Origin of the sequence: Aliiroseovarius sp., from assembly GCF_030148435.1 — a bacterium.
Taxonomy (GTDB): Bacteria; Pseudomonadota; Alphaproteobacteria; order Rhodobacterales; family Rhodobacteraceae; genus JASBTN01.
On the sequence record NZ_JASBTN010000023.1, the window covers coordinates 1 to 23,566 of the forward strand.

A 23,566-nucleotide genomic window follows, 5' to 3' on the forward strand; every position below is an offset into this window, starting at 1 on the left:
TGGGTCTCGCCGGTGCCAGTGCCAAAGCTTTTGGAGACGTTGTCGAATGTCAGAATAGCCATGGCGATCACCGGTTGTTCGTGAATGTGAACAGGGACTGCAGCGCAAACATCACCCGGTCCAAGAGGAAGCCGATGATGCCGATGGTGAAGACGGCCACCATGATCTTGGCGAGCGAGCTGGAGGAGCCGTTCTGGAATTCATCCCAGACAAACTTGCCAAGGCCGGGGTTCTGCGCGAGCATTTCGGCGGCGATCAGCACCATCCAGCCAACACCGAGCGACAGGCGCAGACCGGTGAAGATCAGCGGCAGGGCCGAGGGCAGGACCAGCTTGGTGATCTTGGTCCAGGTGCCCATTTTCAGCACCTTGGACACGTTCACCAGGTCCTTGTCGATCGACGCCACGCCCAGCGAAGTGTTGATCAGCGTGGGCCAGAGCGAACAGAGCGTCACGGTGATGGCCGAAGTCAGGAAGCTTTTCGAAAACATGCCGTCATTGGTCACATAGACCGCGGACACGACCATGGTCACAATCGGCAGCCAGGCCAGCGGGCTCACCGGCTTGAAGATCTGGATCAGCGGGTTGATGGCGGCATTTGCGGTGGGGCTGAGACCGGCCATGATTCCCAACGGGATGGCCACGGCCGAGCCGATCAGGAAGCCGAAGAACACGGTCTGGATCGAGGTCCATATCTGGTCGTAATAGGTCGGCTTGCCGGTATAGGTGCGCTGCTTGACCTTGTCGGCCTGACCCTCGGCGATCAGCTTGGCATTGCGCTCGTCCTGGCGGACATAGAAGGCGGCCTCCTTTTCGGACTCACGGACGGCGTCCTCATGCAGACTGCCCACCTGCTCCCAGACCTGCGCCGGGCCGGGGATCGCGCCCAGGCTGGTCTGCACCGTGGGGGCCAGGTTCGCCCAAAGAGCCAGAAAGCCGACGATGGCCAGAACCGGCACGCCGAGCAGACGCCAGATTTCCCTGGCCTGGGCCTTGGGATTGTCACCGGCCAGGGCCTTCAGGATCGGGGTCAGCCAGCTCAGGCCCAGGACCTGGAACCAGCCGTCCAGCTTGTTGATGCGGGTGAACAGCCGGGCCTTGCGGGCTTCGCGTTCTTCTACGGCGATGGTGTCTGGGTCGATGGCGGTCATCTCATGTCCTCACTTGCGGATTGGTCCTGCGGAAGGTGGGCGGGGCGACGCTGGCCGGAACCAGCGCAGCCCTGCCAGCAGTTCAGCCCTGGACCTCGTTGCCGACGACCTTTTGGTCGCCCTTCAGCCCGATCGGCAGGCTGTCCAGATAGGCATTGGGTTGCTTGCCGTCGTAGCCGATGCCGTCGATCACGTCCCCGGCCGGGGTCGGCGCCTTGTAGCCATCGCTGTCCCAGGGGAAGTCACCCTCGTTGGCCAGACCTTCCTCGACCAGCAGACGCGCGGCCTCCAGGTAGATTTCCGGCTTGTAGACCGACTTGGCGACCTCGTCATACCAGCTGTCCGGCTTGGCGTCGGCGATCTGCCCCCAGCGGCGCATCTGGGTCAGGTACCAGACCGCATCCGAGTAGTAGGGGTAGGTCGCATTGTGGCGGAAGAAGGTGTTGAAGTCGGGCACTTCGCGCTTGTCGCCGCGCTCGTATTCGAAGGTGCCGGTCATCGAGTTGGCGATAACTTCGGCATCCGCGCCGACATATTCCGAACGCGCCAGCAACTCGACCGCTGCCTCGCGGTTGGCATTGTCATTTTCATCCAGCCACATCGCCGCGCGGATCAGCGCCTTGACGATGGCCAGCGTGGTCTGCGGGTTTTCCTCGGCAAAGGCGTCGGTGATGCCGAACACTTTTTCGGGGTTGTTCTTCCACAGCTCGTAGTCGGTAATCACCGGCACGCCGATGCCCTTGAACACAGCCTGCTGGTTCCACGGCTCGCCCACGCTGTAGCCGTAGATCGTGCCGGCCTCCATCGTGGCGGGCATCTGCGGCGGCGGGGTCACGGACAGAAGCACGTCGGCGCCGATCTGCCCGGTAATGTCGTCGGGGGAGTAGAAGCCCGGCTCCAGCCCTCCGGCGGCCAGCCAGTAGCGCAATTCGTAGTTATGCGTGGAGACCGGAAAGACCATGCCCATGTTGAAGGGTTTGCCGTCATCGGCGAATTGTTCGACCACCGGTTTCAGCGCCGAAGCACTGATCGGGTGCACCGGGCGGCCATCCTCCATCGAGGGGATATGCGGGCGCATCAGCTCCCAGATCTCGTTCGACACGGTGATGCCATTGCCGTTCAGGTCCATCGAGAATGGGGTGATGATATGCGCCTCGGTGCCGAAACCGATGGTCGCGGCCAGCGGCTGCCCCGCCAGCATGTGGGCGCCATCCAGCTGCCCGTCGATCACCCCGTCCAGCAGCACTTTCCAGTTGGCCTGGGCTTCCAGCGTGACGAACAGGCCCTCGTCCTCGAAATAACCATTCTCATAGGCGACGGCCAGCGGAGCCATGTCGGTCAACTTGATGAAGCCGAAGGTCAGCTCGTCCTTTTCGACGTCCAGCATCCCGGCCATGGCGGGCAGGCTGATCAGGGCGGTGGTGGCCAGACCCAAAGTGAATGATTTCAGCATCTTGTTTCCCTTTCATCTTCCGGCACCCCGGAACTAAAAAACCGCCCATCTTGCCCGCGGGAGGAGTGCGGACAGGATGAGCGGCGTTGCTCTTTCGCGGCCGGTGGAACGCCCTTGTTCCGTGGCCTTGATCTTGTTTTATCCTACTTGCTGCGACGCGGCGATGCAGACGCAGCATCGAGGTGGCTCCAAACGGGATTTGCCCAATTTTTAGGCGACGTATCCGGGGTCATGTCGAAAACCTGACCATCGAAAAACGCATCCGGGCCCAGAATCACCTCGCCCCGCAGACTGGGTGCGGCGGTTTCCCCCGCCATGGCGCCTTCGATCTTTTCCGACCCGCAGGGCAGATCGGGCACGAGGTCGGCAAGGTTGGCCCGATAAAGATCGGTGCGAAACGCATCACGCGCCTTTGCAATGGCGGCATTAGCCTCAAGGCCGTGGCGCGAGGCCAGCCTGGCAGCGATCCAGGCTGCCTGGCTGCGCCATGGGAAGGTTGCCGCATTGTCATGAAAACGAAGGAATTGCGGCACCCGCACCGCCAGTGCGCGAGGGCGGGTCGGCAGTTCGCCACGCAGGGCGCGGTCGATCAAGGCGGCAGGCAGGTCCAGAAAGGCGCTCCGGGCCAGCACTTCCGAGGCCAGCGCGCGATTGTCCGGCCGTGCCAGCCATTCCCCCGCGCGCCAGATGGCGCGCATGAGCGCCCGGGCTTCGGGCGGGTGGGCCTCGACCCAATCTCGCCGCGCGCCCAGAACCTTTTCCGGTGCGAAGCCCCAGATGGCGGCACCGGGCAGGATCAGCTCCCCCGCTCCGCTCTCCACGGCGACGGATCCCCAGGGTTCGCCGACGCAGAAGGCGTCCACGTCGCCGGTGCGCACGGCATCGGCCATCTGCGCGGGCGGCACGGTCACAATCTTCGGCACATCCGCACCCAGAGCGCCAAGCCAATAGTGGACAAGCTCCACATGCATGGAATGGGGAAAGGGCACACCGATCCGCGCATCGGGCGCGACGCCCAGCAAGGCGCGGCCAGTCTCGACCGGGGTGTCAAAGCGACCGTCCCATCCCCAAGCCCGCATCCGCGCGGCCAGCTCGGCCGAAACACCGATCACATTGCCATTGGCGGACAGTGTCATCAGCGCATCCACCGATGCAGAGAACCCGCCCAGCCCCAGGGACATGGCAATCGGCAACGGCGACAGGATATGGGCCGCATCCAGTTGTCCCAGTGCCAGAAGATCACGCAGCGCGGACCAACCAGGCTGGCGCAGGAGGTTCAGGGTCAGCCCTTCCTCCGCCGCAAAGCCCAGCTCGCGCGCAATGACAAGGGGGGCGGCATCAACCAGGGGCACATAGCCCAGGTTCAACACCACGCGGCTCATCCCAACAGCTCCGATGCGGTGATCAGGGCTTCGGCCACGTCGATCACCTTGCGCCCCTGGTCCATCGCCGCCTTGCGCAGAAGGCGATAGGCCTCATCCTCGGGGATACCCTTGGCCTGCATCAGGAGGCCCTTGGCCCGGTCCACGGTCTTGCGTTCCGCGAGCGCCTGTTTGGCGGCGTCCAGCTCCGCGCGCATCTGGCTGGTGATCTGGAACCGCTCGATGGCGGTTTCCAGGACCGGCTGGATCCGGTCCCGCGCCAGCCCGTCCACCACATAGGCCGAGAGTCCGGCACGCATTGCCGCGCGGGTCAATTCGGCGTCGGAGTGATCGACGAACATGGCGACCGGCCGGGTGGCCGCGCCGGTTGCGGCCGACAGGTTTTCCAACATGTCGCGCGAGGGGTTGGCCAGATCGATCAGCACCAGATCCGGATCCAGCTCGACCAGCCGTCGGGCCAGGGCGCTGATCTGCCCGATCACGGTCACATCCTGCCAGCCCGCATCCCGCAGCCCGTCAATGATCATGCGGGCACGCTCCGGGTCAGGTTCGATGACGCAAATCTTCAGTTGGGCGCTCATGCCCCTTTCAACGCTGCGGCGCGGCGAAAATCAAAGATCCTGGCGTCGGGCTGTCGACATCGTGACGTCGTTTGCCCAAGTTTTCGGCATTCGGGTGGGCGCTGCCCGATTTGCGGGCAGTCTCAGTTCAGCGGGATCGACACCCGGACGCTGAACAGGTCCACGCCTGGATTCACCGGGTCCAATGAGGCATTCGAGCGGTGATCGTAGGACAGCCCGATGCGCATCCCGCTGCGCGCCTCGTAGCCCAGTTCGATACCCGAGCGGAATTCGATCACGTGCCCCAGGTCGACCCCGTCCCCCTGCGCATAGAGACCTGGCATCAGGCTGCCCTGCGCATACCAGCCGCTGTCTCCGAAGGCGACGGTCGATGCAAAGCCCGCGCCGAGCCAGAGGTCCGTCCTGTCGCTGACGGAGGCCCCGACAACCGGCTGAAACGGGCCATAGCTGACCGGCAGGTCGTAGCGCAGATAGAGCTCGCCACCGTCCCAGACGTCCTGACTGTGCAGTGCACCACTGGCTATCGAATAGCGCGCGGCCTCGTCACCACGCGCCAGACAACCATCGGCCGGGCAATCATTCACGATCATATCGCCGAGGCTGGCAATAAGAAATACCAATGCGAGAGTCGGTTCCATGTCTCTGTCCTTCGCAACGTCCCCAAACAGATAAAGAGCCTTGGGGTCGCTGTCACCACCCTCTGCACCACTTCCTTTTGGATGGTGTTGTTTCCGCCATCGTGCCCGGGTGCGAAAAGGGTTTGACAAGTCCTCGCCAATTTTGCTTAACATGTTAATGAATTGATCATGGATTCGCGTTGAAGGAGACCCAATGTCCGAGCTGTCCGCCAATACAGAAACGATGACCGCCTACATGGCCCGGTTCCGCGACGGTGGAATCCTGAACCGCATCGGCGGGCAGGATGTGCCGGGCAGCCTGGGCACGTTTGACAATGCCTCCCCGGTTGATGAGAGCCATATCTGCACCGTCGCACGTGGCGGGGCCGAGGACATGGACAAGGCGGCCAGGGCCGCCGCCGCCGCCTTCCCGGCCTGGCGCGACCTGCCCGCCGCCGAACGCAAGAAAATCCTGATCCGCATTGCCGAAGGGATCGAGGCACGGGCCGAAGAAATCGCCTTCTGCGAAAGCTGGGACACCGGACAGGCCCTGCGCTTCATGTCCAAGGCCGCAATTCGCGGCGCCGAGAACTTTCGCTATTTCGCCGACCAGGTGACGTCCGCGCGCGACGGCAAGCAGTTGCGTTCCCCCACGCTGATGAACCTGACCACCCGCGTGCCGATCGGCCCGGTCGGGGTGATCACCCCGTGGAACACGCCCTTCATGCTGTCGACCTGGAAGATAGCGCCAGCGCTGGCCGCTGGCTGCACCGTGGTGCACAAACCGGCCGAGCTTTCCCCGGTCTCCGCCCGCATCCTGATGGAGATCGCCGAAGAAGCCGGTCTGCCCCCCGGCGTCTGGAACCTGGTCAACGGCTTTGGCGAAGAAGCGGGCAAGGCGCTCTGCGAACATCCCGACATCAAGGCGCTGGCCTTTGTCGGTGAAAGCTCCACCGGCAGCCTGATCCAGAAACAGGGAGCCGGTACGCTGAAGCGTGTGCACCTGGAACTGGGCGGCAAGAACCCGGTGGTGGTTTTCGACGACGCCGATCTGGACCGCGCGTTGGATGCGGTGATCTTCATGATCTATTCGATCAATGGCGAACGCTGCACCTCGTCGTCGCGCCTTCTGGTGCAGGACACCATTCGGGAAGAGTTCGAGGCACGACTGGTCGAGCGGGTCAACAACATCAAGGTCGGCCACCCGCTGGACCCGGAGACCGTGATCGGCCCGATGATCGGCGAGGAGCACTTTGCGAAAGTGACCAGCTACTTCGACATCGCCCAAGAAGACGGCGCCACCATAGCGGCGGGCGGCACCCGGGTGGGCGACAGGGGCTATTTCCTGCGCCCGACGCTCTTCACCGGGGCGCACAACAGGATGCGCATCGCGCAGGAGGAAATCTTCGGCCCGGTCCTGACCTCGATCCCGTTTTCCACGGAAGAGGAGGCGCTGGAGATCGCCAATGACACGGCCTACGGCCTGACCGGCTACCTCTGGACCAGTGACCTGACCCGCGCCCTGCGCTTTACCGACAAGCTGGAGGCAGGCATGATCTGGGTGAACAGCGAGAACGTGCGCCACCTGCCGACCCCGTTCGGAGGCGTGAAAGCCTCGGGCATCGGCCGCGATGGCGGCGAGTGGAGCTTTGACTTCTACATGGAACAGAAACATGTCGGGCTGGCGCTCGGCGACCACAAGATTCCGCGCCTCGGCGTGTAAGGGAGGAATGACAAATGGGTGAAATCGTACTCGCCGCCAAGATGACCCACGTGCCGACCATGCTGATGTCGGAACAGGAGGGGCCGATTCACGGCAAACGCCAGCCAGCCATCGAAGGCCATTATGAAATCGCACGCCGCGCGAAGGAGCTGGGCGCCACCACGGTGATCATCTGCGACACCCATTGGGTGATCAACGCGGGGTTTCACATCAATGCGAACAAGCGGTTCGAGGGGCTGTTTACCTCGAACGAGTTCCCGCAGTTCATCCAGGACCTGCCCTATGCCTACGACGGCAACCCGGCCATGGGCGACGCGATTGCCAGGATCGCCTCGGACAAGGGCGTCTATACGCTGGCCCACCATCTGGACAGCCTTGAGCTTGAATACGGCACCCTGGTGCCGATGCGTTTCATGGCGCGCGAACACGAGATGAAAGTCGTCTCGGTCGCCGCCTGGGCCACGGTCCACGGCCATGACGAAAGCCGGATCGTCGGCGAGGCCATCCGCGAAGCGGTAGAGGCTTCGGACGAGAAAGTGCTGCTGGTCGCTTCCGGCTCCCTGTCCCACAAGATCTGGGCCAACAAGGACTATGCCGCCAACGACGGCACCTTTACAATCAGCTCGGAATTCAACCGCCAGATGGACCTGCACGTGCTTGAGATGTGGAAGAACGGCGACCACGCCACCTTCCTCAAGATGCTGGGCGACTATGCGAATTTCTGCTGCGGCGAAGGTTCGATGCATGACACCGCGATGCTGTACGGCGCGCTGGGATGGGACAGGTACGACGCCAAATGCGAAGTCGTCTCGCCCTATTTCCCTTCGTCTGGCACCGGCCAGGTCAACGTGATCTTCCCGGTTCAGTAAGAACAGGCACTCGGAGTTTTCGGAAATTCCGGCTCGTTTTCTTCGGAGAAAACGGCGACCGGTTGAAATGGAGACGCATCTTATGCGCTTTGCCAGCTACACTGCCGATGGGGCGGCTTTCTATGGCGCCATCACCGACGAAGGCGCCATTGCCCTCTCACCCGACTTCCCCGGGTGGCCCACCATGCTCGACGTGATCCGTGCCGGCGGCCTGCCCGCCCTCGCCGAGGTCGCCAAGTCTCGCACCGTAACCCACACGGATTTCACCTACGACATTCCGATCCCCGATGCGCCGCGCATCCTTTGCGTCGGGGTGAACTTCCCGGACCGCAATGCCGAATACAAGGATGGCAGCGCGCAACCGAAATACATGTCGCTGTTTCCGCGCTTTGCCTCGGGTTTTACCGGCCACGGCCAGAACCTCATCCGCCCGCCGGAAAACCATACCCTGGATTACGAGGGCGAGGTTGCCATCGTCATCGGCAGGGGCGGGCGGCGCATCAAGGCAGAGGATGCCTACGGGCACATCGCGGCCCTGACCCTGTGCAACGAAGGCACGATCCGCGACTGGGTGCGCCATGCGAAGTTCAACGTCACTCAAGGCAAGAACTGGGACCGCTCCGGCGCCATTGGCCCCTGGCTGGTTCCCTTTACCGACCCTGCCCAACTGGACGACGCGCGCATCGTGACCCGCGTGAATGGCGACGTGCGCCAGGACGATACGCTGAACCGAATGATGTTCCCGATCCGCGAGGAAATCGCCTATATCTCGACCTTCATGACGCTTGCACCGGGAGATATCATCGTCACGGGCACCCCCACCGGGGCAGGGGCGCGTTTCGACCCCCCGCGATACCTGAAACCCGGCGATGTGGTGGAAATCGAGGTCGAGGGCATCGGCAAGCTGGTCAACGGCATCGAAGACGAGGTGGTGGCATGACCCCCACGGATCACGCAATGGCCGCTGCCACGCTGCTGGAAGCGGAAAAGACGCGGGAACAGATCGGCCTCTTGTCGCTCGCCCACCCGGAGATCACCATGGACGACGCCTATGCGATCCAGTCGGCGCTGATGGCGGCTAAACTGGCCGAAGGGCGTCGTGTGATCGGCTGGAAGATCGGCCTGACCTCCAAAGCGATGCAATATGCGCTGGGAATCGACATTCCCGACAGCGGGGTGCTGTTCGACGACATGTTGTTCGAAAACGGCGCCACCGTGCCCGCCGGGCGCTTCATCCAACCCCGTATCGAAGCCGAGATCGCCTTTGTCATGAAGGCCCCCGTCGGCCCGGACGCCACGCGGGCAGACGTGTTGGCCGCCACCGAATACGTCGCCCCTTCGATCGAGATCCTCGATACCCGCATCCAGCGTGTGGACGCGGCGACCGGCAAGGCACGCACGGTGCTCGATACGATCTCGGACAATGCCGCGAATGCGGGGATCGTGCTGGGGGCGGAGCGCCATGCGGTGGGTGACTTCGACCTGCGCTGGGTCGGGGCGATCACCGCGCGGGGTGGCGAGGTCGAGGAAACCGGGCTGGGCGCGGGCGTTCTGAACGACCCGGTGGAAAGCGTGGTCTGGCTGGCGCGACGCATGAGCCAGTACGGCCAGCGCATCGAGCCGGGAGAGGTGATCCTGTCGGGCAGTTTCATCCGGCCCGTGGAATGCCCCTCCGGCACCGAGATCCACGCAGATTTCGGCCCATTTGGGTCGGTGGACATCGCCTTCGCGTGAGGCACGCGCGCGAGGTCCCGGTCAGTGCGGGAAACCTGGCCGCTAGCCCAGCAGCGTGGACAGGTGTTTCACCACCGACCGGGCCAGGGCGGCGGGTTCGTACCCACCTTCCAGCATCGACAGAACCCGGCCTTCCGCATGGGTATTGGCGACCTTCTTCAGCTCGTCGGTGATCCATTCGTAATCGCTGTCCACCAGTTGCAGCGAGGACATGTCATCGGCCACATGGGCGTCGAAGCCCGCCGAGATGAAAACGAACTGCGGTTTGAAGTCGTTCAGGTGCGGCAGCCAGTGCTCCATCACCGCTTCGCGGTATTCCGCCCCACCCGCGCCGGCCGACAAGGGCACGTCCACGAGGTTGTCGGTTTCCTTCTCATGGCCCGTGAACGGATAGAACGGATGCTGGAACGAGGAACAGAACAGCACCCGCTTGTCGTTCTTGAAGATTTCCTCGGTACCATTGCCATGGTGCACGTCGAAGTCGATGATCGCCACGCGTTCAAGACCGTGGGCATCCAACGCATGGGCGGCGGCCACGGCGATGTTGTTGAACAGGCAGAACCCCATCGCCTTGTCGCTTTCCGCGTGATGCCCCGGAGGGCGGATGGCGCAGAAGACCGGGTTGGCGCGACCCTCCATGATCAGGTCGACGCCATGCACCCCGGCCCCTGCCGCCCGCTCGGCAGCGCGCAGGGTGCCGGGCGACATGACCGTATCGCCGTCGATCTCGACCGATTTCATGTCCTGCCCGGGCGCCAGCGCATAGACGCGGTCCAGGTAGTCGCCCACATGAACGCGCTCCAGCTGCGCGCGCGTGACCAGCGGCGCGTCGTGGTGTTGTACCACGTAATCCATGCCCGACATGATCAGTTGGTTGTTGATCGCATCCAATCGCGCCGCGGTTTCCGGGTGCAGGGGGCCTGCGTCATGTTCGCGGCACTCGTAATGCGAAATCATTGCCAGCATGTAAGTCTCCTCCTCCGGGTGGGGGTCCACGCCTGTTCCCCCACCTGTCTTTCATTCCGTTCCCGGCCGGTCAGAGCCAGCGCTCGACGATCACCAGTTCCCGATCGTCCGGGTCCATGCGCTGAACGAAGCCCAGCTCCTTCATCAGTTTCAGCATGGGGGCGTTGTTGCGCAGAACCGTGCCCTCCATGATGTCCAGCCCGTGCTGGCGTGCCGCATCGAACAGCGCCTTCATCAGCTTGGTGCCGATGCCCTGGTGCTGCACCTTGTCGGACACCACCACGGCGAACTCGCAGGTCTTGTCATCGGGGTTGATGACATAGCGGCAGACGCCCAGCTGGGTCCATTCGTTCGGCACCAGTTCCGCCATCGCCACCAGCGCCATTTCGCGGCGGTAGTCGATCTGGGTGAACTGCACCAGCATTTCGGGAGAAAGCTCGTTCATCGCCCCCATGAAGCGAAACATCCGCGCCTCGTCCGACAGTTCGGCCACGAAGGTCTTTTCATTTTCCGCATCTTCCGGGCGGATCGGGCGGATCTCCAGCGGCGTGCCGTCGGTCAGGTGGGTGTTCTTCACCAGATGGCGCGGGTAAGGGTGAATCGCGACGTGGTCATAGCGCCCGTCGCGCGCGGGAGGGCGCGCGACCACCACGCGGGCATCCACCGCCAGCACACCATCGGGCCCGGCAATGAGCGGGTTGATGTCCAGCTCCACCACCTCGGGCAGTTCACAGACCATGTCCGAGACACGCAGAAGCACATCGACCACCGCCTGCCTGTCCGCCGGGTCGCGTTCGCGGAAGGCATCCAGCAGGCGCGAGACACGGGTGCGGTTGATCAATCGGCCTGCCAGCACTTCGTTCAGGGGGGGCAGGGCCACGGCGCTGTCCTTCAGAACCTCGACCATGGTGCCACCGGCGCCGAACATGATTGTCGGGCCGAAGACCGGATCGCGGGTCGCCCCGACATGCAGCTCGCGCGCGTCGCGCAGGGGTGCCATGGGTTCGACCGTGACGCCCAGAATGCGCGCGTCGGGGCGGGCCGCCCTGGCCGCATCGGTCACTTGCTTGAACGCGCGCTTCACATCCGCCGCGTCGCCGATGTTCACATCCACCCCGCCCACGTCCGATTTGTGCGAGATGTCGGGCGAATTGACCTTGACGGCCACCGGAAAGCCCACGCTTTCGGCGGCCACAAGGGCCGAGGCCGAGCTGGTCGCTTCGAAGGTGGTATTGATCGGGATGTTGAAGGCACGCAGGAGCGCCTTCGATTCCATCTCGGTCAGCACCTTGCGCCCCTCGGCCAACACCGCCTCGATGATCATATGCGCACCGTCCAGGTCGGGCTGTGCAGCATCGGCAATTGGGCCGGGTATTTCCAGTGACAGTTTCCGGTTGCGCTTATGCTTGGCGAGATAGCTGAACGCCTCGACCGCGCGTTCCGGGGTCAGGAATTCGGGCACACCGGCGTCCGAGAGCAGCTTGCGGCCCTCCTCGACGCGGGATTGTCCCATCCAGCAGGCCAATACCGGTTTCTTGCGCCGTTTCGGAAGCGCTTCGACCACGGCCTTGGCAACCGCGGTGGGATCGGTCAGCGCCTGCGGGGTCAAGAGCACCAGAACCCCGTCACAGTCGTGGCACTCCAGCGTCGCCTTGACGGCTGCCGCATAGGTCTCGGGCGTGGCGTCACCCAGGATATCAACCGGGTTTGCCGGGCTCCAATGGGCGGCCAGGCTCTTGCCCAGGGCCTTGGCCTGTGCTTCGCCCAGGGGCGGCAGGGTCAACCCCAGATCTACCGCGCGGTCGGCGGCCAGCACACCGGCGCCGCCACCGTTCGAGATGATGGTCAGCCGGTTGCCCGTCGCCTTCTTGGTCGCCGCCAGGATCTCGGCAGCGGCGAAGAGTTGCCCGAAGGTGTGTGCCCGTACCGCGCCTGCGCGTTCCAGAGCGGCATCGAAAACCTCGTCCGACCCGATCAGCGCGCCGGTATGGGTCACTGCGGCCTTGGCCGAGCGGTTGTGACGCCCGGATTTCAGCACGATCACCGGTTTCATCCGCGCCGCGTGACGCAGGGCCGACAGGAAGCGCGGCGCATGGCGCACCCCTTCGACATACAGAAGGATTGCATCGGTGTGCGGGTCGGTGGCGAGGAACTGCAGCGCGTCGCCAAAGCCGATGTCCGAGGAGTTGCCCAGGCTCACCAGCGCCGAGAAACCCGCGTTATGCGGCCCGGCCCAATCGGCGATCGCGGAAATCAGCGCGCTGGATTGCGACACCAGCGCCAACCGCCCCTTCGGTGTCTCGCCCGACAGGAAAGTGGCATTGAGCCCCAGCCAGGGCCGCACCATGCCGGTGCAGTTCGGCCCCAGAAATCGAATGCCCGCCCGGCGCGCTGCCGACATGACCTGCGCCTCGTAATCCTTGCCCGACCCGTCGCCATCGCCGAAACCCGAGCTCAGCACGATCACGTTCCTGATGCCCACCTCGCCACAGTCGCGAATGATCCCCGGCACGGTGCGCGCAGGCGTGGCGATCACCGCCAGGTCGATCTCGTCGGGCACATCGGTAACACTGGCATGGCACTTCACGTCGCCCAGGGTCTTGTGATGCGGGTTGATCGGAATGAGCGTGCCCTTGAAGCCGCCGGAGATAAGGTTCTTCCACGTGGCCGCCCCCACGCTCGGCCCTTTCTCGGAGGCGCCGAACAGGGCGATGGTCGAGGGGTTGAACAACTGGTTCAGGGGACTGACGTCCATCGGATCGTTCCTTTGCGCATGGGGCGACCGCCCCGGAAAACCGGCTCCTCCGCCCCCGTGACTTGCCACCGAATTGCACCCGGGTCTTTGATCCCCGTCAACTTGCCGCAGGGTTATTCGCATTGAGAGATATTGAAACTAACTGACCGGTCAGTTAGTTTCAAGGCATGACCGAGTCGCCCGACACAGACCCCACCGAGGCCCCTGCGCCCAAGTTCCGCCGCCGCGCCGATGCACGCCCGGACGAAATACTGGACGCCGCCACCGGCCTGTTCCTGGAACAGGGATATGCCCATACTTCCGTTGCCCAGATCGCCACGGCAGCCGGGCTTTCAAAGGGGGCGGTCTACCTGTATTTCCCGTCGAAACAGGCGGTGCTGGAAGGGCTGGTGGCCCGCGCCATCCAGCCCATGTCGATGCAGGTGCTTGCCGAGGTCGCCGCCCACTCGGGGTCCGTGCGCGAAGTCGTGACCCATGTGCTGCACATGATGGCCGCGCGTCTTTCCGACCCGATGGTCCTGGCCGTGCCGCGCATCGTCATCCGCGAAAGCGTCGCCGCGCCCGAAATCGCCCGCATGTATCACGACGCGGTGCTGGCGCATGCGATCCCGGCGCTCACCAGTTTCATCCGGGCGGGAGTAGAAAGCGGCGAACTGAAGCCGGTCGATCCCGAATTGACCGTGCGCAGCGTCATGGGGCCGCTTCTGATCCACATCTTCCTGTCCGAAATCTTCGGCATTGTCCCGGATGGCGGGCTGGGAATGGACCGGCTGATCGACAATCACCTGTCGATCCTGTTCGACGGGCTATCCGCGGAGGGACCCCCATGAGCGAATTCATGACCTGGCTCGCGGGCATTCTGGCCGTGCTCTTTCCCAATTTCGGCGGCGAGGGCCCTCCGGTCTACACCGGGTATGTCGAAGGCAACTATGTCCATGTCGCCCCCCTGCTGACCCGGCAGATCGTGGCGCTGGAAGTGGCCGAGGGCGAGGCCGTGGCCCCCGGCGACGTGCTGTTCGAACTGGACGACACCCGCGAAACCGCCGCCTTGCGCGCCGCCCAGGCCCGGCAGGCGGCGGCCGAGGCGAACCTGCACAACCTCGAAACCGGGTCACGCGACGCAGAGATCGATGTGATCAACGCCGCCCTGGAACAGGCGCTGGCCGACCAGGCGCTGGCGCGGTCGAACCTGACCCGCAGCCAGTCGCTGTTCGAGCGCGAGATCGTCACCTCCGCCCGCGTCGATACCGACAGCGCCGCGCTGGACCGCGCCAATGCCGCCGTGGCCCAGCTGCATGCGCAGCTCGAGGTCGCACAACTGCCCGCCCGTGACGAACAGCTGGCCGCCGCCCGTGCCGGTCTGGAAGCTGCCGCCGCCGAGACCGACCAGGCGGCCTCCGCGCTCGAAGACCTGACCGTCACCGCCCCGGTGGGCGGCGTGATCGACACGCTCTACTATGACGCGGGCGAGGTGGCACAGGCCGGGCGGTCCGTCCTCTCGATCCTGCCGCCGGGCGCGATCACGGTGCTTTTCTACCTGCCCGAAACCGACCGCATGGGCTTCGCCATCGGCCAGTCCCTGACCCTCACCTGCGATGGCTGCCCGCCGGACCTTTCCGTCACGATCACCCGGCTCGACAGCACACCCCAATACACGCCGCCGGTGATCTATTCCCGCGACGAACGCGCCCGTCTGGTGTTTCGGGCCGAGGCGCGGCTGGACCGGGACGTGCCCCTTCTGCCCGGCCAACCGGTCACGCTGGAACGGCCATGACGGACACTCCCGCCATCAAGGTCAGCGGCCTGACCAAACGCTTCGGCAAGAAGACAGTTGTGGACGGGTTCGACATGGAGGTTCCCGCAGGGGCGATCTATGGCTTCCTCGGTCCGAACGGGTCTGGCAAGACCACCACCATCCGGATGATGTGCGGGCTGCTGACCCCGGATGGCGGCGAGGGGCAGTGTCTGGGCCACGACATCCGTCGTGAACCCGCGCGCATCAAGGAAAACGTGGGCTACATGACCCAGAAGTTTTCGCTCTACACCGATCTGACGATCCGCGAGAACCTCGACTTCATGGCCCGAATGTACGGGCTGAAAAACCGCCGCCGCGTGGTGGACGAGACCCTGCGCGATCTGGGGCTGTTCGAACGCGGCGGACAGCTGGCCGGGTCGCTCTCCGGTGGCTGGAAACAACGGCTGGCGCTGGCCGCCTGCCTGCAACACAAGCCGCGCCTTTTGCTGCTGGACGAACCCACGGCGGGCGTCGATCCCAAGGCGCGGCGCGACTTCTGGGACGAGGTCCGGCGCCTGTCGCGGGCGGGTGTCACGGTGCTGGTCTCGACCCACTACATGGACGAGGCGGTGCAGTGCGACCACATCACCTATATCGCCTATGGCAAGAAACTGATCTCGGCCCCGGCAACCGAAATCCCCGCGCGGATCGGGCTGAAAACCTGGCGCGTGGATGGGCCCGACCTGACCGGGCTGGAGGCCGAACTGACCGCTCGGCCCGGCGTCGAACAGGTGGCGCGGTTTGGTGCCGTTCTGCATGTCTCGGGCACGGATGAAGCGGCGCTGACCGCCACCGTCGCCGCCCAGAAGGCGCGCGGCACACATCACTGGCAGGAGAAACCCGCCGAGCTGGAAGAGGCCTTCATCTATCTGATGACCTCCGCCGTGGACAATTTCGCCGTGGACATTGAGGGGGAGGCCGCATGAATATCTTCTCCCTCGCCCGGTTCCTCGCCATCCTGGTCAAGGAATTCATCCAGATGCGCCGCGACCGAGTGACCTTCGCGATGATGATCGGCGTGCCGGTGATGCAACTTCTGCTGTTCGGATATGCGATCAACACCGACCCGCACGACCTGCCCACGTTGATCGAGATGAACGATGACTCCCCCACGGCGCGGGCGGTGCTGGCGGGCATGGAGGTGTCCGAGTATTTCGAATTCACCGGCGTGGTCACGGGCCCCTCCGAGGGCGACCGCGCGCTGCGCGACGGACGGGCCAATTTCGTCGTGGCGATCCCGCCCGATTTCGAACGTGACATCCTGCGTGGGCATGTGCCGAGCCTGCTGGTCAGCGCCGATGCCTCGGACCCCACGGCGGTGGGCAGCGCGGTTGCCGCTCTGCAGGGGATCGTCGACGCGGCTTTGCGCGACACTCTGTCGGGGCCTTTGCAGGCTGTGGCGGGCACGTCTTCGCCGGTCTCGGTGGTGGTGCACAGGCAGTTCAACCCCGAAGGCGTCACGGCCATCAACATTGTGCCGGGGCTATTGGGCATCATCCTGTCGATGACCATGGTGATGATCACCTCTGTCGCCATGGTGCGCGAAAGCGAACGCGGCACGATGGAGGCGCTGATCGCCACCCCGGCCCGGCCGCTGGAGGTCATGCTGGGCAAGATCCTGCCCTATGTGCTGGTGGGCTACGTGCAGACCGCAGTGTTTCTGGGCTTTGCAGGCGGGCTGTTCCAGGTGCCGTTCAATGGCGATGGCCTGGCCTTCTTTGCGGGTTTCAACCTCTATATCGTGGTGAACCTGGCGCTTGGCTTCCTGATCTCGACCGTGGCGCGTACACAGATGCAAGCGATGCAGATCAGTTTCTTCACCATCCTGCCGACGATCCTTCTGTCGGGCTTCATGTTCCCCTTCGCCGGCATGCCCGGCTGGGCACAGGTGCTGGGCACGGCCCTGCCCGCGACGCATTTCCTGCGGTTGACGCGCAAGGTCATGCTGAAAGGGGGCGAGCTTGCGGACGTCACAGGCGACATGCGGGCAATGGGGGTGATCCTGGCGGTGATCACGCTTGTCGCCATGCTGCGCTATCGCCAGACGCTCGACTGACTGCCGCGCCGGTTAAGAGGGGATCAGATCCTGGACAGCCGGTCCAGGATTTCGCACTGGGGCGAGTGATCGCCAACGCAGCTGTCCACCAGCTCGGTCAGCGTCTCGCGCATGGTCGACAGGTCGCGAATCTTGCGCTCAATCGCTTCCAGGTGACGCGTGGCGATGGTCTTGACATCCGCCGAGGCGCGTTCGGCGTCGCGAAGGAGCCGCAGAAGCGCGCGGCAATCGTCAATCGAGAACCCCAGCCCCCGGGCACGGGAGAGGAAGGACAACTGCTCCAGTTCACCTTGACCGAACCGGCGATAACCGTTCGGATCGCGTGGGATCTCGATCAGCCCGATTTCCTCGTAATAGCGGATCGTCTTGGCCGGAAGGCCGGATCGGTCGGAAACTTCGCCGATATTCATCCGTGTGTCTCCATCCAGAGTCTCGCCCGTCTCATACGCGGGCCATTCTTCGCCGTCGGCACCGGCGACAGCAAGCACCCGAATAGCGGATCAGGCAGGTCTGCCGCAACCGGTTTCAGCCCGATGTCGCAGCCGAATGCCCTGCAGGGGTTCCGGTGAATGCGGCGCTATGTCCTTGTTTTTGACCAAACGGTAAATCTTGCCAATCCACGCCGCCCATGCGACCTTGAGGCGGACTGTCAAAACCGAGGGATCCCCCGTGCAGACCGACACCGAACCAACCGCCGTGCAGGCGACCGGGGCCACTGGTGCGGCCCAGCTGCCACAAGTGACCGAAGCGCGCAACCCGGGCATGGTGCTCGACATGGACTGGGTGCGGGCCGTGCAGGCCAATACCTCGGCCATCGAACGGCGCTGCAAGACCCTGCCTGGCCGCCGCTCGGTCAAGAAAAGCCACCAGGCCGCCTGGCTCCTGAAGGCCATTACCTGCATCGACCTGACCACGTTGTCGGGCGATGACACGGCGGGTCGCGTGCGCAGGCTATGCGCCAAGGCCGCGCACCCGGTGCGCCCGGACATTCTGCAGACGCTCGGGGTCGAGGGCATCACCACCGGCGCGGTCTGCGTCTATCACGACATGATCGAACCGGCGGTCGAAGCGCTGGACGGCACTGGCATCCCGGTCGCCGCCGTATCGACCGGCTTCCCGGCGGGGCTTTCCCCCTTCCACCTGCGCCTTGAGGAAATCCGCGAAAGCGTGAAGGCCGGGGCCCATGAGATCGACATCGTCATTTCCCGCCGCCACGTGCTGACCGGCGACTGGCATGCGCTCTATGACGAGATGAAGGCCTTCCGCGCCGCCTGTGGCGAGGCCCATGTGAAAGCGATCCTGGCCACCGGTGAACTCGGGTCTCTGCGCAATGTCGCGCGCGCCTCGCTGGTGTGCATGATGGCCGGGGCCGATTTCATCAAGACCTCGACCGGCAAGGAAAGCGTGAACGCCACCCTGCCCGTTTCCCTGACCATGATCCGCGCGATCCGTGACTATCACGCGCGCACCGGGTATCGCGTGGGCTACAAGCCCGCGGGCGGGATTTCCAAGGCCAAGGACGCGATCACCTACCTGGCGCTGATGAAGGACGAGCTGGGCGACCGCTGGCTGCAACCCGACCTGTTCCGCTTTGGCGCCTCGTCCCTGCTGGGCGATATCGAACGCCAGCTGGAACACCATGTCACCGGCCAGTATTCGGCCTCCTATCGTCATCCCATGGGGTAAGCCATGACCGTCAAAGAGATCTTCGAAACCATGGACTACGGACCGGCCCCGGAAAGCGCGGGCGAGGCGATGGCCTGGCTGGATGGCACGGGCCGCGCCTTTGGGTCGTTCATCGACGGCAAGCTGGGCGCGGTGGGCGAAACATTCGAGGCAAAGAACCCCGCCACCGGCGAGGTTCTGGCCCAACTGACCCAGGCCACGCCCGATGACGTGGACGCGGCCATCATGGCCGCCCGCCGTGCCTTTGGCGCCTGGTCGAAACGCCCGGGGCATGAGCGCGCCAAGTACCTCTATGCGCTGGCCCGCCTGGTGCAGAAACACGCGCGGCTGTTTGCCGTGCTGGAAACGCTCGACAACGGCAAGCCGATCCGGGAAAGCCGCGACATCGACATCCCGCTGGTCGCGCGCCATTTCTACTACCACGCCGGTATGGCCCAGCTGATGGGCAGCGAACTGCCCGATCGCGAGGCGCTGGGGGTCTGCGGGCAGATCATCCCGTGGAACTTCCCGCTGTTGATGCTCGCCTGGAAAGTCGCGCCCGCCATCGCCATGGGCAACACGGTGGTCTTGAAACCCGCCGAATATACCTCGCTGACCGCGCTGCTGTTCGCGCAGGTCTGTCAGGAGGCCGGGCTGCCCAAGGGGGTCCTCAACATCGTCACCGGCGATGGCCGCGTCGGCGAGGCGATCTGCACCCACGAGGATGTGGACAAGATCGCCTTCACCGGCTCGACCGAGGTGGGTCGGATCATCCGTCGCGCCACCGCCGGATCGGGCAAGGCGCTGACGCTCGAACTGGGCGGCAAGTCGCCCTATATCGTCTTCGACGATGCCGACCTGGATTCAGCGGTCGAAGGGCTGGTTGATGCGATCTGGTTCAACCAGGGTCAGGTCTGCTGCGCCGGGTCCCGCCTTTTGGTGCAGGAGGGCGTGGCCGACCGTTTCCACGCCAAGCTGCGCGCCCGGATGGAGGGGCTGCGCGTCGGCAATCCGTTGGACAAGGTGATCGACGTGGGTGCACTGGTGGACCCGGTGCAGTTGCAGACCGTCACCTCGCTGGTGGACAGCGCGGCGGGGGAAGGCGAGGTCTTTCGCGCGCCCTGCGACCTGCCCGAGAACGGCTGTTTCTACCCACCCACCCTGATCACCGGGCTGAGCCAGAGCTCGACCCTGATGCAGGAGGAAATCTTCGGCCCCGTGCTGGTCTCGACCACATTCCGCACGCCCGCCGAGGCGGTCGCGATGGCCAACAACACCCGCTATGGGCTGGCCGCTTCGGTCTGGTCGGAAAACGTGAACCTGGCGCTGGACGTGGCACCGAAACTGGTCGCGGGCGTGGTCTGGGTGAACGGCACCAACATGTTCGACGCCGCCGCCGGTTTCGGCGGCGTACGCGAAAGCGGCTTCGGGCGCGAAGGTGGTTGGGAAGGCTTGCAGGCCTATACCAGGCCGCGTGCAAAGCCGGTTGCATTGAAATCGGTGGCCCCGGTTGCGGCCCCGAAGGACGCAAAGGTCGATGCGCTGGACCGTACCGCCAAGTTCTTCGTGGGCGGCAAGCAGACCCGGCCCGATGGCGGTTATTCGCAACCGGTCTGGTCGCCCAGGGGCGCGCTGCTGGGCCATGTGGGCATCGCCAACCGCAAGGACATTCGCAACGCGGTCGAGGCCGCCCATGCGGCGAAGGGATGGTCCGGCACCACCGCCCATCTGCGCGCGCAGATCCTCTATTACATCGCCGAAAACCTCTCGGCCCGCGCCGGGGAATTCGCCCACCGCATCAACCGGATGACCGGCAAACGTAATGGCGCGCGCGAAGTCGAGGCTGCCGTTTCGCGCCTGTTCAGCTACGGCGCCTGGGCGGACAAGTTCGATGGCGCGGCGAAACCCGTACCCCTGCGTGGCGTGGCCTTGGCAATGAACGAACCGGTCGGTGTGATCGGCGCCTTCTGCCCGGACGATCAGCCTCTGCTGGGGCTGGTCTCGCTGGTCGCCCCGGCCATCGCGATGGGCAACCGCGTGGTTGCCGTGGCCTCCGAACCCTACCCGCTGGCCGCCACCGATTTTTACCAGGTGCTGGAGACCTCGGACGTGCCGGGCGGCGTGGTCAACATCCTCACCGGGGCGCATGCGGAGCTGGCAGGCACGTTGGCCGGGCACCTGGACGTGGACGCGGTCTGGAGCCACTCGGGCGCGGATATCTCCGCCCTGATCGAGGACGCCTCGGCCGGCAATATCAAGCGAACCTGGGTGAACAACGCCAAGGGGCGCGACTGGTATGGGACGGCAGGTGAGGGGCGCGAGTTCCTTTCCCAGGCGACCGAGGTCAAAACCGTCTGGGTGCCCTACGGGGAATAGGCCCGGCGCCGTTCAAACGAAAGGGCCACGCGAACTGCGTGGCCCTTTGCTGTTTTCTTCCCGGCTCAGCGTTTCGGTTTTGACCGCCAGGTGCCCAGCCAGCGCGAGAAGCGCCCCCTGGCATCCTCCGCGCGGGCATCAACCCTTTCCCAGGCTTCCCCCGCCTCGCTCAATGCCGGGTCGATGGAACGTTCGCGGAATTGCCGCCACATCGCGCGGATGAACAGCGCGGCCGCGCCGAGGAAGATGAAAAAGAATATGTTGAACCACGGGATGATGCGCACGTCCGGCCCTTCCACGGGCCGGATCCCGATCGCGTTCGGATAGATCGTGAAGAAGCGGTTACGCCAGCCGTAATGGGTGATCACCACCCATTGTTCGTTCTCCGGGGACGAGACATTTGCCTGCGCCTCGGCCTGCAGGTCCGAACTGTCGAACTTGAAATAGGGCGGCCAGATCCAGCCGGTGTCCTCGTTACGATAGACCATCACGCCTTCGGCCTCGCGCGGGATGAATCCCAACAGGAAGGTCTTGCGTTTGGAGGTCGAGATCAGCCGGATATCCCGCGTCGCCAGCTCCTGGTTGGCGCTATCGGCCTGGGCAAAGAAGATCCGGTTGATGGAGCTGAAATCCATGCGGATCACCTCGGTCCCGCTGATCCGTGCCACGTCATGCTGCGGCAGCACGTAAAGAAACAGCGTCCCGAAGGTCAGGAACAGCACGATACGAAGGGTGTTTTTCACATACGCCATTTGCGCCTCAATTCGTCATGATCAATGTGGCGATGACCAGAACGGCCGGCACCACGTAAACAAGCAGGATCAGCTTCGGGCGGATACCGGCATTATACTCGGTCATGCCCGCTTCGATAAAATCCGCGCGCGCGGCGCTGTCACTGTCGCCCGGGTGGTTTTCCGCCCATTCCCCCTCCAGCTTTTCGCGCCGGACCGAGCGGGAATAGACGCTGATCGCGACATAGACGACGCTCAGCCCGATGAAGCCGAAAATCAGCAGTCGCAGCAATCCCATGCGTCACCTCCTCCTGATCGCACCCCAGGGGCCGACCAGGTCGACCAGATCCGGTTTGCGGGGCGGCGGCAGGGGCGCCTGGACAGCCATTTCCCGCCCGCCAAACAGCGCCTCGCGCGCGCCGGCCTTGTTGGCCATATAGTCACGATAAAGAAACTCTGCCACATATTCCTTCTTGCGTTCGGGCCAGCGCGCATAGGCCTGATAAAACGCCTGCTTGTGGCAGATGAAGAGCTGGCGGAAGTCCTTCGGCGCGAGCTCGGCCAGAAGCTGGTTGATCAGGTCGCGGTCCGGGTGATCGGGCCGTGCGCGCAGGGTGTAGAAATAAGCCGGGTGGCGCGAAGTGATGCGCGGCCATTTGCCGTTGTTCTCGGCCCAGCGCACTAGGGCGGCCAGCGCCTGGAACTCCTCGGGCAGATCGCGACCCATGCGGTGGGCCAGTTGGCGCAGCTCGCGGGCGGACATGGCGCCCATGTCCTCGCCCTTCGATGCCGCCGCATCCACCAGGATGAAATCCATCTTCTGGCGCAGGATCGTCGCACCGTTCACGCCGCGCGCCTTGATGACCGGCTCGACCAGCCCGTTCACCTCCAGGAAAGTGGCGATCCCGTTGGGTTCATTGCGCGTAAAGACGTCACCCACCGGCAACCTTTCGGCCGGTTTTTCCCCCATCGCGATCACCGCCGGGTGTTCGACATCGCGAAACACATAGAGCCCGTCGAAATGGTCGGTCCAGAAATTCCCCTGCGCGTATTCCGCGCGGCCCAGATCAATCGGTGTGCGCGTCACGTCGCCGGTCTGTTTGGCCAGCCCGATCATCTCGGCGATCAGCACATCATCGAACCAGGCGTCGGGCTTGGCCTGGAACGCGTCGATCTTGTCCGCCAGCAGCCGCGCATTGGCGACATGGGCCTGGGTGGTGTCGGCCTCCACCACGATCTTGCGAATATCGAAGAGTTTCGCGGGCGTGGAAACCTCGTAGACCGAGTTCATCAGCTCGCCCGCCACCGCGTCATGGGCGGTGAGCGCAAAGAGCTTCGCCTCGTTGTCCTCGATGAACTGGCGCAGGATCCCGCGCGATGTCGAGAATTTCGCGTTCAGAAGCGGCGCGCGGCGCTGGTCCGTGGTGAGGATGATGAACTGACGATTGCAGCCGTTCGGATTCAGATAGAGGTGATCGCCCAGTTCATCCCCGATCTCGGGCGAAAACCCCGAAATGTCGATGTGGAAGTCGGGTAGCTCGGTGTGTTTGCCGGTGAGCCCCTCCAGCGCCCGGTTGTAACGCTCAATGAGCGCCGGGCTGTCCACCCGGATCAGATTGCCGAACATCAGGCCGCGTTGGATGAGGCGTTTCATCTACTATCTCCTGCCCTGAGTTGATCGCAGAGGCGCAGCCGCGATGCGCCCGACCCTGG

At 64.3% G+C, this 23,566-nt stretch carries 21 protein-coding genes; 10 read left to right on the forward strand and 11 right to left on the reverse strand.

Going from position 1 to position 23,566, the window contains the following annotated elements; translation table 11 throughout:
• Positions 1-67: 67 nt before the first annotated feature.
• The 5 genes from Q1V43_RS03780 to Q1V43_RS03800 all read right to left on the reverse strand — a co-directional run bounded on the left by Q1V43_RS03780 (position 68) and on the right by Q1V43_RS03800 (position 5,204).
• Entirely contained in the window at positions 68-1,150 is a 1,083-nt protein-coding gene (locus Q1V43_RS03780) for an ABC transporter permease (RefSeq protein ID WP_300514082.1), read from the reverse strand.
• An 82-nt stretch (positions 1,151-1,232) separates the two neighbouring features.
• Positions 1,233-2,546 (reverse strand): CmpA/NrtA family ABC transporter substrate-binding protein, encoded by a 1,314-nt coding sequence (locus tag Q1V43_RS03785; protein ID WP_300514182.1) that lies wholly within the window; start codon positions 2,544-2,546, stop codon positions 1,233-1,235.
• 200 nt (positions 2,547-2,746) lie between these two features.
• On the reverse strand, positions 2,747-3,985 hold the full coding sequence (locus tag Q1V43_RS03790; RefSeq protein WP_300514084.1) for a CmpA/NrtA family ABC transporter substrate-binding protein: 1,239 nt from the start codon (positions 3,983-3,985) through the stop codon (positions 2,747-2,749).
• The gene (locus Q1V43_RS03795; protein WP_300514086.1) at positions 3,982-4,566 is read right to left on the reverse strand and encodes an ANTAR domain-containing protein; all 585 of its coding nucleotides are present in this window, start codon (positions 4,564-4,566) and stop codon (positions 3,982-3,984) included. Before Q1V43_RS03795 ends, Q1V43_RS03790 begins: the two co-directional genes overlap by 4 nt.
• 122 nt (positions 4,567-4,688) lie before the next feature.
• Complete coding sequence (locus Q1V43_RS03800) at positions 4,689-5,204, reverse strand: acyloxyacyl hydrolase (protein ID WP_300514088.1); 516 nt, start codon at positions 5,202-5,204, stop codon at positions 4,689-4,691.
• Positions 5,205-5,397: 193 nt separating this feature from the next.
• On the opposite strand from Q1V43_RS03800, the gene hpaE reads away from it, so the two are divergent.
• From hpaE to hpaH, 4 genes are all read left to right on the forward strand, one after another.
• The gene (gene hpaE, locus Q1V43_RS03805) at positions 5,398-6,906 is read left to right on the forward strand and encodes a 5-carboxymethyl-2-hydroxymuconate semialdehyde dehydrogenase (RefSeq protein ID WP_300514090.1); all 1,509 of its coding nucleotides are present in this window, start codon (positions 5,398-5,400) and stop codon (positions 6,904-6,906) included.
• Positions 6,907-6,920: 14 nt separating this feature from the next.
• Positions 6,921-7,775 (forward strand): 3,4-dihydroxyphenylacetate 2,3-dioxygenase, encoded by an 855-nt coding sequence (gene hpaD / locus Q1V43_RS03810; RefSeq protein WP_300514092.1) that lies wholly within the window; start codon positions 6,921-6,923, stop codon positions 7,773-7,775.
• Positions 7,776-7,857: 82 nt separating this feature from the next.
• Positions 7,858-8,715 (forward strand): fumarylacetoacetate hydrolase family protein, encoded by an 858-nt coding sequence (locus tag Q1V43_RS03815; protein ID WP_300514184.1) that lies wholly within the window; start codon positions 7,858-7,860, stop codon positions 8,713-8,715.
• Positions 8,712-9,509, forward strand: a complete 798-nt coding sequence (gene hpaH, locus Q1V43_RS03820; RefSeq protein ID WP_300514094.1) for a 2-oxo-hept-4-ene-1,7-dioate hydratase — start codon at positions 8,712-8,714, stop codon at positions 9,507-9,509. Before Q1V43_RS03815 ends, hpaH begins: the two co-directional genes overlap by 4 nt.
• A 42-nt stretch (positions 9,510-9,551) precedes the next feature.
• Here hpaH and Q1V43_RS03825 read toward each other — a convergent pair whose 3' ends face one another.
• Both Q1V43_RS03825 and Q1V43_RS03830 read right to left on the reverse strand, forming a co-directional pair.
• Entirely contained in the window at positions 9,552-10,475 is a 924-nt protein-coding gene (locus Q1V43_RS03825) for a histone deacetylase family protein (RefSeq protein ID WP_300514096.1), read from the reverse strand.
• 70 nt (positions 10,476-10,545) lie between these two features.
• On the reverse strand, positions 10,546-13,230 hold the full coding sequence (locus Q1V43_RS03830) for a bifunctional acetate--CoA ligase family protein/GNAT family N-acetyltransferase (RefSeq protein ID WP_300514098.1): 2,685 nt from the start codon (positions 13,228-13,230) through the stop codon (positions 10,546-10,548).
• Between the two features lie 167 nt (positions 13,231-13,397).
• Here Q1V43_RS03830 and Q1V43_RS03835 point away from each other — a divergent pair, with 167 nt between their 5' ends.
• From Q1V43_RS03835 to Q1V43_RS03850, 4 genes are read left to right on the forward strand one after another with little or no spacing between them, the layout of a single operon-like run.
• A complete protein-coding gene (locus Q1V43_RS03835) occupies positions 13,398-14,060 on the forward strand; it encodes a TetR/AcrR family transcriptional regulator (RefSeq protein WP_300514100.1) in 663 nt (220 codons plus the stop codon).
• Positions 14,057-15,004, forward strand: coding sequence for an HlyD family efflux transporter periplasmic adaptor subunit (locus tag Q1V43_RS03840; protein ID WP_300514102.1), 948 nt, complete (start codon positions 14,057-14,059; stop codon positions 15,002-15,004). The genes Q1V43_RS03835 and Q1V43_RS03840 overlap by 4 nt, the downstream gene beginning before the upstream one ends.
• The gene (locus Q1V43_RS03845) at positions 15,001-15,951 is read left to right on the forward strand and encodes an ABC transporter ATP-binding protein (RefSeq protein WP_300514104.1); all 951 of its coding nucleotides are present in this window, start codon (positions 15,001-15,003) and stop codon (positions 15,949-15,951) included. The genes Q1V43_RS03840 and Q1V43_RS03845 overlap by 4 nt, the downstream gene beginning before the upstream one ends.
• Positions 15,948-17,081 carry an ABC transporter permease gene (locus tag Q1V43_RS03850; protein ID WP_300514106.1) on the forward strand — a complete coding sequence of 378 codons (1,134 nt, stop codon included), beginning with the start codon at positions 15,948-15,950 and terminating at the stop codon, positions 17,079-17,081. The genes Q1V43_RS03845 and Q1V43_RS03850 overlap by 4 nt, the downstream gene beginning before the upstream one ends.
• Positions 17,082-17,104: 23 nt before the next feature.
• Here Q1V43_RS03850 and Q1V43_RS03855 read toward each other — a convergent pair whose 3' ends face one another.
• On the reverse strand, positions 17,105-17,491 hold the full coding sequence (locus Q1V43_RS03855) for a MerR family DNA-binding protein (RefSeq protein ID WP_300514108.1): 387 nt from the start codon (positions 17,489-17,491) through the stop codon (positions 17,105-17,107).
• A gap of 286 nt (positions 17,492-17,777) precedes the next feature.
• On the opposite strand from Q1V43_RS03855, the gene deoC reads away from it, so the two are divergent.
• Positions 17,778-18,767, forward strand: coding sequence for a deoxyribose-phosphate aldolase (gene deoC / locus Q1V43_RS03860; RefSeq protein ID WP_300514186.1), 990 nt, complete (start codon positions 17,778-17,780; stop codon positions 18,765-18,767).
• A gap of 3 nt (positions 18,768-18,770) precedes the next feature.
• Positions 18,771-21,122 (forward strand): aldehyde dehydrogenase family protein, encoded by a 2,352-nt coding sequence (locus Q1V43_RS03865; RefSeq protein ID WP_300514110.1) that lies wholly within the window; start codon positions 18,771-18,773, stop codon positions 21,120-21,122.
• 65 nt (positions 21,123-21,187) lie between these two features.
• Here Q1V43_RS03865 and Q1V43_RS03870 read toward each other — a convergent pair whose 3' ends face one another.
• The 3 genes from Q1V43_RS03870 to Q1V43_RS03880 are packed head-to-tail and all read right to left on the reverse strand — an operon-like array spanning position 21,188 to position 23,507.
• Positions 21,188-21,874 carry a DUF1523 family protein gene (locus Q1V43_RS03870; RefSeq protein ID WP_300514112.1) on the reverse strand — a complete coding sequence of 229 codons (687 nt, stop codon included), beginning with the start codon at positions 21,872-21,874 and terminating at the stop codon, positions 21,188-21,190.
• Positions 21,875-21,881: 7 nt separating this feature from the next.
• Entirely contained in the window at positions 21,882-22,151 is a 270-nt protein-coding gene (locus tag Q1V43_RS03875) for a hypothetical protein (protein WP_300514114.1), read from the reverse strand.
• 3 nt (positions 22,152-22,154) lie between these two features.
• Complete coding sequence (locus Q1V43_RS03880; protein ID WP_300514116.1) at positions 22,155-23,507, reverse strand: DUF6638 family protein; 1,353 nt, start codon at positions 23,505-23,507, stop codon at positions 22,155-22,157.
• Positions 23,508-23,566: the final 59 nt, after the last annotated feature.

Coding starts and splice junctions, on each gene's coding strand:
- Q1V43_RS03825 (WP_300514096.1), bottom strand. CDS start 10,475: ATGCTGGCAATGATTTCGCATTACGAGTGCCGCGAACATGACGCAGGC.
- Q1V43_RS03780 (WP_300514082.1), bottom strand. CDS start 1,150: ATGACCGCCATCGACCCAGACACCATCGCCGTAGAAGAACGCGAAGCC.
- Q1V43_RS03845 (WP_300514104.1), top strand. CDS start 15,001: ATGACGGACACTCCCGCCATCAAGGTCAGCGGCCTGACCAAACGCTTC.
- Q1V43_RS03840 (WP_300514102.1), top strand. CDS start 14,057: ATGAGCGAATTCATGACCTGGCTCGCGGGCATTCTGGCCGTGCTCTTT.
- hpaD (WP_300514092.1), top strand. CDS start 6,921: ATGGGTGAAATCGTACTCGCCGCCAAGATGACCCACGTGCCGACCATG.
- Q1V43_RS03815 (WP_300514184.1), top strand. CDS start 7,858: ATGCGCTTTGCCAGCTACACTGCCGATGGGGCGGCTTTCTATGGCGCC.
- Q1V43_RS03875 (WP_300514114.1), bottom strand. CDS start 22,151: ATGGGATTGCTGCGACTGCTGATTTTCGGCTTCATCGGGCTGAGCGTC.
- Q1V43_RS03870 (WP_300514112.1), bottom strand. CDS start 21,874: ATGGCGTATGTGAAAAACACCCTTCGTATCGTGCTGTTCCTGACCTTC.
- Q1V43_RS03880 (WP_300514116.1), bottom strand. CDS start 23,507: ATGAAACGCCTCATCCAACGCGGCCTGATGTTCGGCAATCTGATCCGG.
- Q1V43_RS03790 (WP_300514084.1), bottom strand. CDS start 3,985: ATGAGCCGCGTGGTGTTGAACCTGGGCTATGTGCCCCTGGTTGATGCC.
- Q1V43_RS03785 (WP_300514182.1), bottom strand. CDS start 2,546: ATGGCCGGGATGCTGGACGTCGAAAAGGACGAGCTGACCTTCGGCTTC.
- hpaH (WP_300514094.1), top strand. CDS start 8,712: ATGACCCCCACGGATCACGCAATGGCCGCTGCCACGCTGCTGGAAGCG.
- hpaE (WP_300514090.1), top strand. CDS start 5,398: ATGTCCGAGCTGTCCGCCAATACAGAAACGATGACCGCCTACATGGCC.
- Q1V43_RS03865 (WP_300514110.1), top strand. CDS start 18,771: ATGACCGTCAAAGAGATCTTCGAAACCATGGACTACGGACCGGCCCCG.
- Q1V43_RS03800 (WP_300514088.1), bottom strand. CDS start 5,204: ATGGAACCGACTCTCGCATTGGTATTTCTTATTGCCAGCCTCGGCGAT.
- Q1V43_RS03795 (WP_300514086.1), bottom strand. CDS start 4,566: ATGAGCGCCCAACTGAAGATTTGCGTCATCGAACCTGACCCGGAGCGT.
- Q1V43_RS03850 (WP_300514106.1), top strand. CDS start 15,948: ATGAATATCTTCTCCCTCGCCCGGTTCCTCGCCATCCTGGTCAAGGAA.
- Q1V43_RS03855 (WP_300514108.1), bottom strand. CDS start 17,491: ATGAATATCGGCGAAGTTTCCGACCGATCCGGCCTTCCGGCCAAGACG.
- Q1V43_RS03835 (WP_300514100.1), top strand. CDS start 13,398: ATGACCGAGTCGCCCGACACAGACCCCACCGAGGCCCCTGCGCCCAAG.
- Q1V43_RS03830 (WP_300514098.1), bottom strand. CDS start 13,230: ATGGACGTCAGTCCCCTGAACCAGTTGTTCAACCCCTCGACCATCGCC.